The organism is Nostoc sp. WHI, from assembly GCF_015714725.1.
Taxonomy (GTDB): Bacteria; Cyanobacteriota; Cyanobacteriia; order Cyanobacteriales; family Nostocaceae; genus Nostoc.
Map to the genome: position 1 here is coordinate 1 of NZ_WBKM01000136.1, position 7,840 is coordinate 7,840.

General features: G+C 40.8%; 7 protein-coding genes and 3 pseudogenes. 4 read left to right on the plus strand and 6 right to left on the minus strand.

What is annotated here, in order from left to right:
• The 3 genes from F8S12_RS13715 to F8S12_RS13725 form a co-directional block, all read right to left on the minus strand.
• Positions 1-1,133, minus strand: a 1,133-nt coding sequence (locus tag F8S12_RS13715) for an MATE family efflux transporter (protein ID WP_230968002.1), incomplete at its 3' end; no start/stop codon positions are given.
• Between the two features lie 105 nt (positions 1,134-1,238).
• Positions 1,239-1,514: a hypothetical protein gene (locus F8S12_RS13720; RefSeq protein ID WP_196516822.1), complete on the minus strand. Its 276-nt coding sequence runs from the start codon at positions 1,512-1,514 to the stop codon at positions 1,239-1,241.
• Entirely contained in the window at positions 1,514-1,834 is a 321-nt protein-coding gene (locus F8S12_RS13725; protein ID WP_196516823.1) for a hypothetical protein, read from the minus strand. The genes F8S12_RS13720 and F8S12_RS13725 overlap by 1 nt, the downstream gene beginning before the upstream one ends.
• A 410-nt stretch (positions 1,835-2,244) precedes the next feature.
• On the opposite strand from F8S12_RS13725, the gene F8S12_RS13730 reads away from it, so the two are divergent.
• The gene (locus F8S12_RS13730; protein WP_196516824.1) at positions 2,245-2,424 is read left to right on the plus strand and encodes a hypothetical protein; all 180 of its coding nucleotides are present in this window, start codon (positions 2,245-2,247) and stop codon (positions 2,422-2,424) included.
• Between the two features lie 8 nt (positions 2,425-2,432).
• Here F8S12_RS13730 and F8S12_RS13735 read toward each other — a convergent pair whose 3' ends face one another.
• The 3 genes from F8S12_RS13735 to F8S12_RS13745 are packed head-to-tail and all read right to left on the minus strand — an operon-like array spanning position 2,433 to position 5,901.
• Entirely contained in the window at positions 2,433-3,191 is a 759-nt protein-coding gene (locus F8S12_RS13735) for an ABC transporter ATP-binding protein (RefSeq protein ID WP_230968003.1), read from the minus strand.
• Positions 3,192-3,223: 32 nt separating this feature from the next.
• Positions 3,224-4,441 carry an ABC transporter permease gene (locus tag F8S12_RS13740; protein WP_196516825.1) on the minus strand — a complete coding sequence of 406 codons (1,218 nt, stop codon included), beginning with the start codon at positions 4,439-4,441 and terminating at the stop codon, positions 3,224-3,226.
• Complete coding sequence (locus F8S12_RS13745) at positions 4,441-5,901, minus strand: efflux RND transporter periplasmic adaptor subunit (RefSeq protein WP_196516826.1); 1,461 nt, start codon at positions 5,899-5,901, stop codon at positions 4,441-4,443. The genes F8S12_RS13740 and F8S12_RS13745 overlap by 1 nt, the downstream gene beginning before the upstream one ends.
• 974 nt (positions 5,902-6,875) lie before the next feature.
• Between F8S12_RS13745 and F8S12_RS13750 the strand changes: the two are divergent.
• The 3 pseudogenes from F8S12_RS13750 to F8S12_RS40575 all read left to right on the plus strand — a co-directional run.
• Positions 6,876-7,073: pseudogene (locus F8S12_RS13750) on the plus strand (IS4 family transposase); the annotation flags it as partial.
• A 223-nt stretch (positions 7,074-7,296) separates the two neighbouring features.
• Positions 7,297-7,502 (plus strand): annotated as a pseudogene (locus F8S12_RS13755) (IS4 family transposase); the annotation flags it as partial.
• A gap of 149 nt (positions 7,503-7,651) precedes the next feature.
• Positions 7,652-7,813: pseudogene (locus tag F8S12_RS40575) on the plus strand (IS4 family transposase); the annotation flags it as partial.
• Positions 7,814-7,840: the final 27 nt, after the last annotated feature.

The following is a 7,840-nucleotide window of genomic DNA, read 5'->3' on the forward strand; positions in this document are numbered from 1 at the left end:
AGTCCGCGTAATGCTCCCGCCGCAGTCACTTGCACACCGTCAACTATTTGAAAAATAGCTGCCACTCCCAGCAATTTCATTGCCAGGGCAACCACCTGTGCATTGTTCTGGTCGTTAATATCAATGTAAAGAGAAATAATCGACTTTGGCACTAGCCAAAATGCAATGGCTGCTACAGCCATAGATAAAGCTGCAATGGCAATGCCTACATATCCAGCTAGACGAGTTCCAGCTAGGTCATTTTGTCCGGCTAACTGCCCAACACGAATTGTTGTCGCAATAGAAACGCCCAGCGCAATCTGGAACGACATAGAAATTGTTTGTAAAGCAATTTGATGAGCAGCAAGGGCATTTATTCCTAATTGCCCGATCAAGAAAGTAACGACAGTGAAGAGTCCTACTTCTACTGCAATCAGTCCGCCGATGGGCAGCCCAACCTGAAAAATCTCGCCAATGATATGGCGATGTTCTAAGGTAAAAGCTTTGTAAAATGAGGGTTGAAAAATACCATATACTGCAAATTGAGGTTTATTGCATATATAAACTGTCAAAGCAACAAACATACTCCAAAGTGAAAATGTGCTTGCCCAACCGATACCAGCTAAACCCATTGCTGGAAAACCCAGCTTGCCAAACATCAGCACATAGTTAGCAGCGACGTTGAGCAAAGTACCCAAAACTACAGTCACTATTACTAATTGCGGTTGCAACAGAGCAGAAAGAAAACTTTTAAGTACCGCAAAGCCTAAAGCAGGAATGAAACCCAGTGCGATTGCTCTTAAATAAGTCTGTGCTAATGCTGCTGTGTTAGCATCCTGCCCTAGCAGCAGGAGTAAACTACCTCCATTGCAAAACAGTAACGCAATTGGTATTGCTAGTATCAGAGATATCCCTAATCCTAGCCGTACAATTGTCCCGATTTTCTCTTGATTTCCAGATCCGTATGCTTGGGCAGCTAAGGGACTAACAGCAGAAATAATACCAGTAAACAGCAGCAGACAAAAGCTAAAGATACTAGCTCCTAAACCTCCAGATGCAATGGTCTGACTTCCTAGCCAACCCATCATTACCGTATCCACAAAACCAGTCGCTCCCTGAGCCAGTTGTGCCAAGGAGAGAGGTATGGCTAACAAGAGGCATTTCTTTATTTCAGAAAACATAATAACCCGATGGGAAGAACAGAGTTGCACAATGATTGTAAGGAGAATGGCACTAAGAAAAGCCCAAAGGCTTGTGATTTAAGCAGTTTGCAACTGTTTTCGTAATTCATGCCGGGGTTTCGTCATCAAGGGGTAAGCTTTTGGGCGACGTTTACGGACTCGTGGTTCACTTCTTGCGGAGCGATCGGGAACAGCCTTGTGAGCAATAACTTTCAGTAAAGTGCAATAAAGTCGATGACGTTTTTGAGAAGAAGCAGCCTCTAGTTTGGGAATAAAGTTAATTAAATGGTGGCGAGTACCTTGCAACGATAGGCGCAACGGAGAAGTACAATAAGTAGTTCCAGCCGACCACATCAAACTATCTCTAATAATTTTTCTGGCAATCTTGCCCGTGCTTGGCAGTATGCGCTCGTATCTGTTGACGGAATTTCTACCTCTTCCTCAGCCAAATGTGCAATTATTTTACTTACCGCATTGTGGCAAGTTTTGTCATTATCCAGAACCTGAGATAAAAACGCCCACAACGTTATCAATGGGTCAAATAATCGCTTTTTGTATTTAATCTTTAACTCAGAAATTGCAAGTCTTATTGCAGATTCTGGCAACAGTTCTTTAAAAGGTAGCCCCAAACTTTGACTAATTTTATCCTTGAGAATTTGTACTCGTAATGTCACAGTAGTAGTTATCGTATGTGCTTGCTCGTTTCAAAGAAAGTATTCCATGAACGAGCTTCGCTTTTTCTACCTTCAAAAACTTTTTGGGCAACCTTCCACCGTTACCGCTTCCATTTCACAGCCCTTACAAAAATAGCGATCGCAGCCAAGTGTCCACTGCTATTAACGCATTAATACTTGTAATGCTTATGCAGCGTGGTTTATAGCTTTTCTTAGTGCCATTCGTCTCTGATTAACTCAGCCCTGCTGGGTCTTTTTGTATGGCTTAGTCTAAACTCCAGTTGCTTACGCTTGCTGCCGTAAGCATCGCTAGGGAGCAAAACCTTTATCTTGTATACAGAGAGATAGTTTGAGCCGTTTAGCTTTCCTTTATGTTATTTTTTGGACGTTTTTGGAAGGTAAACTTGGACATGCACTTTTGGAAGGTAAACTTGGACAACCTGTCCAAAATCTTCTTCAAGTCACAAAATGAGAATTCAGAAGATGCCCCAAGTACTTTGCTGAAGCATCTGGAGGAACTGAAGCGCCCGTATTTGACTGCGGTGGAGGAGAAGTTGTTGGGTTTGATTGAGAAAGAGTACAGTGGCTAAAATATTGACTACTTAAGTTCATTCAAATCAGCTGGGGTCACATGAGAGTGTACAACTTGACCATCACGAAACCAGATAATACGTCGGGTTTGACGAGCAACATCTGACTCATGAGTAACCATCATCACCGTAATCCCACCACTATTAAGTTCAGTAAATATATCCAATACTTCTTGGGTAGTGCGCGAATCAAGTGCGCCAGTAGGTTCATCAGCTAGGAGTATAGCGGGACAGTTAACAATGGCACGAGCGATCGCTACCCGTTGCTGCTGTCCACCAGAAAGTTGAGTGGGTTTGTTGTAAAGGCGATTGGCTAGACCTACGCGTTGAAGAGATATAATCGCACGCTCGCGTCTTTCCTCAGGTTGCACACCAGCATATACCATCGGCAGCATTACATTTTCCAAAGCTGACAATTGCGTTAATAAATGGAATTGTTGGAACACAAACCCCAACTTTTGGTTGCGAATATTTGCTAACTCGACATCAGTCATTTGGGCAACATCAAGATGATTCAAGTAATAATGTCCAGAACTGGGGCGATCCAAGCAACCAATAATATTCATAGCTGTGGATTTACCTGAACCTGAAGATCCCATAATTGCACAATATTCGCCTTCTTCCACAATCAAATTGATATCATTGAGTGCCTGTACTTTGGTTTCACCGCTCCCATAAACTTTGAAAACCTTTTCTAGATAAATGATTGCCGACTGCGGAGTAGGAGTGGGAATATTAGCATTAATAGTCGTAAGAATATTTGCCATAAATTGTATCGCTCAGTTTGAATATTGAGGATTTAAGCACTTCTAAGCGCCACAATAGGGTCAAGTTGTGCAGCACGACGTGCAGGAAGAACGCCAAAGAATAATCCAATACCACCAGAAACACTGGCAGCTACAAGAACTGCTGTAGGTGAGACCCCAGCATTTAAGGGCGTGAAAATGCCAAATAGTACAACCGCACTCCCACCTACAACAATTCCTATTACGCCACCAACGACTGAGAGAAGGACAGCTTCAATGATGAACTGCAATAAGATGTCTTGCTGATTAGCACCAATTGCTTTGCGAAGTCCAATTTCTTGAGTACGTTCTGTGACAGAGACGAGCATAATATTCATGATGCCAATCCCGCCGACAAGCAAGGAAATGCCAGCGATCGCAGCTAACATCATTGTCAATGCACTGGAAATTGTATTAATGATTTCTAGAATGTTCTGTTGGCTTTCAATGCTAAAGTCATCATCTTGAATAATCTTGTGACGCAGACGTAGCAAATTTTTGATTTGAAATTCTGCTGCCCTGATGCTATTTTGATTTTTGGCAGATACCGATATCATTGAAAGCTCGATACCATAAGGAGAAGTACGCCCTATAACTCGACTAGACATGGTGGTGATGGGAATAAAAGCTAAATCATCATTGTTATCACCTAAAAAAGAGCCTTTAGCTACTGTTAAGCCAATCACTTTAAAAGCAACATTTTGAATCCGTACCTGCTGACCAATGGGATTTTGACTGCCAAACAGTTTTTTTACCAAGTCAGGACCTAAAATTGCCACTGGTTGATTGCGTTTTATATCTAACTCCTGAAAAAACCTACCACGAGCGATCTTAAAATTACGAACAGAAAGATATGCTGGTGTTGTCCCAATAACTGAGCTATTTGAGTTTTGATTGCGGTAATTAATTGGGATCTTGTTAGTAATATCCGGAGCCACATTTTTAACTGTAGATAATTGTTTGGCGATCGCTTCGGCATCGGCGATTACCAATGTCTTAGGTGTAAAAATACCTGTATTTTTTCCTTCCGGGCTACCAGGAACGATAAACAATGTATTTGGTCCCAATGCTTCAAACTGCTTATTAGCAAACTTTTGCGCGCCTTCACCAATCCCAATCATGGCAATCACAGAGGCATTGCCGATGATAATTCCTAGCATGGTTAAACTACTGCGAAGTTTATTCGCCAGCAAAGTAGTAGTAGCCATTTTGAAGCTTTCTAGAATATTCATTATATTGATGGCTTTGGTTGTTTGTCTTCGGGAAGGTCATTAAATATGCGCTCGCCTGCTTTGAGTCCCTGCAAAACTTGAATTTGGCTGTCGACGCTGACACCAACAGTTATGGGGTGAAACTGCGGTTGATTATTGGTATCCGGCACCATCACACCAGTTTTTCCTTGCTGAGTGACAATTGTCTCTTGTGGAACCAATAAGGCATTAAGAATAGTTTTGCCAATAAAAATTACATTATCCACATTCATTCCCGAACGTAGTTTTTCACTTTCGGTATCAAGTTGCACGCGCACTTGAAAAGATGTAACATTTTGCTCAACTATTGCTTCTGGAGAAATCAGGCGCACATGCCCATGAAATATTTCATCGGCATAAGCATCAATAATAAGTTCCACCTTTTGCCCTACTTTGACATGAGGAATATCTACTTCTGGTACTTTTGCTACCACTTCTAAACCCTTTGCCAAAGCAATAATTGAGGTCGAAGTTGCAGACGCATCACTAGAAGCCGAAATAGCTGGACTTACGTATGCCCCTAATGTTGCATATTTCTGCGTAACAGTCCCTGAAAAGGGAGCGCGAATAATTGTATCTCCTAACTGCACTTGCTGTTGTTTCAACTTAGCGTTTGCCTCCGCCACAGCTGCTCTCAGTCGCGTAATTTCTTCGGGACGACTACCATTTTGCAACTTTCTTAATGCCTCACGTTCTTGAGCAACTACTGCTTGCTGTCTTTTAATGTCTTCATTGCGGTTGCCACTTTTTTGCAGCGATAATCGGCGTTGGGTCTCTTCTAAACTAGCTTTTGCCTGTCTATCTTCACTGGTGTATTGCTCAAGGGAGTCTTGGGAAATGGCTCCGGCTTTAGCTAATTCCTGATAGCGCTTCAGCCGTGCTTGGGTCAATTCCATTTGTGCTTGGGCTGAATCTACTTGCGCTTGTGCTTGTTCAATTTCTTGCGAACGATTACCCTCACGCACCACAGTTAACTGGGCTTCGGCTTCTGCTACATGCGCTTTAGCTTCTGCAATATCTTCAGGACGGCTACCAGCTTGACTTTCAGCTAACTGTGCCTTTGCCTGGTCTAAACTCGCTTGATATTGGATGACTTGAGTTTTAATCTCTGAATTATCCATCTGGGCAATAATTTGTCCCTGCTGCAATTTTTGCCCTTGTTCCACATACAATTTTGCCAGAATTCCCGGATTTTTAGGGCTAATATTAACGCTTTGTATTGGTTGTATCTTACCAGTTGCAGTGATTCGGACGGTGATAGTTTTCGCTTGAACTGGGACGGTTAGTTGTGTGATGTCTTGTTTACTTGCCCTCCGATTCCCCAATGCCAAGGTCGTCATAGTACCAACAATTAAGGCTCCGGCTACAATCAACCCCATTAGCCAGGGTAATGAATACTTAACCTTTTTGCGAATAATTGGGATTTCTATGTGGATAGTCATTTGAAGTTAACCTATAAATATTAGACTTGTGCAAAAATTGGAAAAGTAATGTCTGACTCTACGGTAAATATTCTTTTGGCTAGCACGCAAGTTAATTCTTAAACATCCGCAACTTCTTGTTTACACTCACACCAGATTCAAGTTGTAATCGCTCATTTTGAATTGTTCATTGCATCCAGTTTGATGGGGTTAGTAAAGCTTTGAATTGCTTGGCGATCACTTTACTATAGCAATCCTAAATCATTCGGAAAAAATCTCTTGCCTATTGCCTCCCTCCACGACTAATTTTACAGCTCAAATAGGATTGCTATATTTGGACTTGGAGTATTATGCTGTGTTTGGTTTAGATTATGATAGATCTTTGTAAGCATAGTATTAATCAAACTCGTTTACATAGGTTTACATCTCGATCATTGATCAATGGTTAAATAAAATTACTTTTTGAAAACTATTTAATAAATCGGTAAAATTTACGTTTTTATTGAGAGTAATTTTATTAAGTTTTTTACCTATTGTTAGTTTTCTTTAATTTAATATACCTGTGGTTTCCGTGAACCTTCAAGTATACAGCGCTTCCGGCTATTATGCAATATAGTTTTCTCCTTGCCCCTCTCCTATCATCGCTTTCAGCTTTTAGGATGTACCTCATAGCTGCCGGAAGTGCTGTAAGCTTGAAGTAAAAACCTTACTGGATAGGTATTTTATCTTTAATATTTTAAATACTAAAGATAAAATTCATGGCTCACCTATTACATTAATTATTTGATGATCGCAACGGTGAATTATTTAGTCAGTATTGCATAAATCACGCATTAGTGACAAGTTAAGGAAAAGAGGAAATTGTCAAGGGTAGTATTTGGATAGGTCGAAAATCGTGAGAAACTCAGTGTAGACAAGTAGTTGAGCGATTGAGACCAGCCATGACACAAAACCGAAAAACCAATCGAGACCACGCGAAAAAGAAACAAAGACCAATGGTGGAAGACGAAGTAATAGCCGAGCAATTGGAAAGATTACTGACACCAGCCATTACAAATCAAGAAAAGTACTACCGAAAATTAGGACTTAGAGAACGGATACTGAATTTACCGTTGATGATGGCGGCGGTGTTGACCTTGCTGTGGCGAGATGTAGCCGGAGTCAGGGAACTGACGGGAATTTATAATCACGAATTAGCCATATAAATCGATTAAAAAATCAAAGTTACCAAATAATTTCAGTAATTAATCAATAACTGAAACAACGTTCGCTGCCATTTTTTTAGTTAGCGATGCCTGCGGTGTTCTCGTTGCCATCGCCTGATAATACTTGCTCGAAACAATTTATAAACTCTTACCAAAAACTGAAATTATAACAACCGCTGATTATACCACAAAATATTTATGCAATAGTTCTATCGAAGAGATGTTTAGAAATTTCAAGAAAGGCGACTATAATTTAGAAGACATAAGGTTGAGGGTGAACGCTTTATTTCTCTAGTTTTATTGATAGCAATTGCTTACACTTCTACAACGATTCAAGGTCAACAAATTAAACGTAAAGGAATACAAAAATATGTTGGTCGTATCAAAGAATCTGGTCGATTAGAGCGGAGACATACGGGAGCAACGCGAAAAAGTGAGATCGGGATTTGGTTCTCAATTACACCCCTATATTCTCAACAAAACCTGATTTTTTAGTTGCGATCGCATCCTGAAACAAGCTATGTGCGTCCCAGGTTTCAGCACCTCACAAAATCGCGTTGCTCCCGAGACATAGTAGCTTTTATGTCGGCTTATATGGACAGACTTGGGTTAATTTTAAGGATATTTGTATAGAATTAGTAACAGAATTAATGAGATTAAATTCTAATAAGCGCAAGTACTATCAACAAGGTCTAAGAGCTATGAAGCTTATAGAGTCTATATTATAGCTGATTTCGTCGCCCCCTCAGGATATC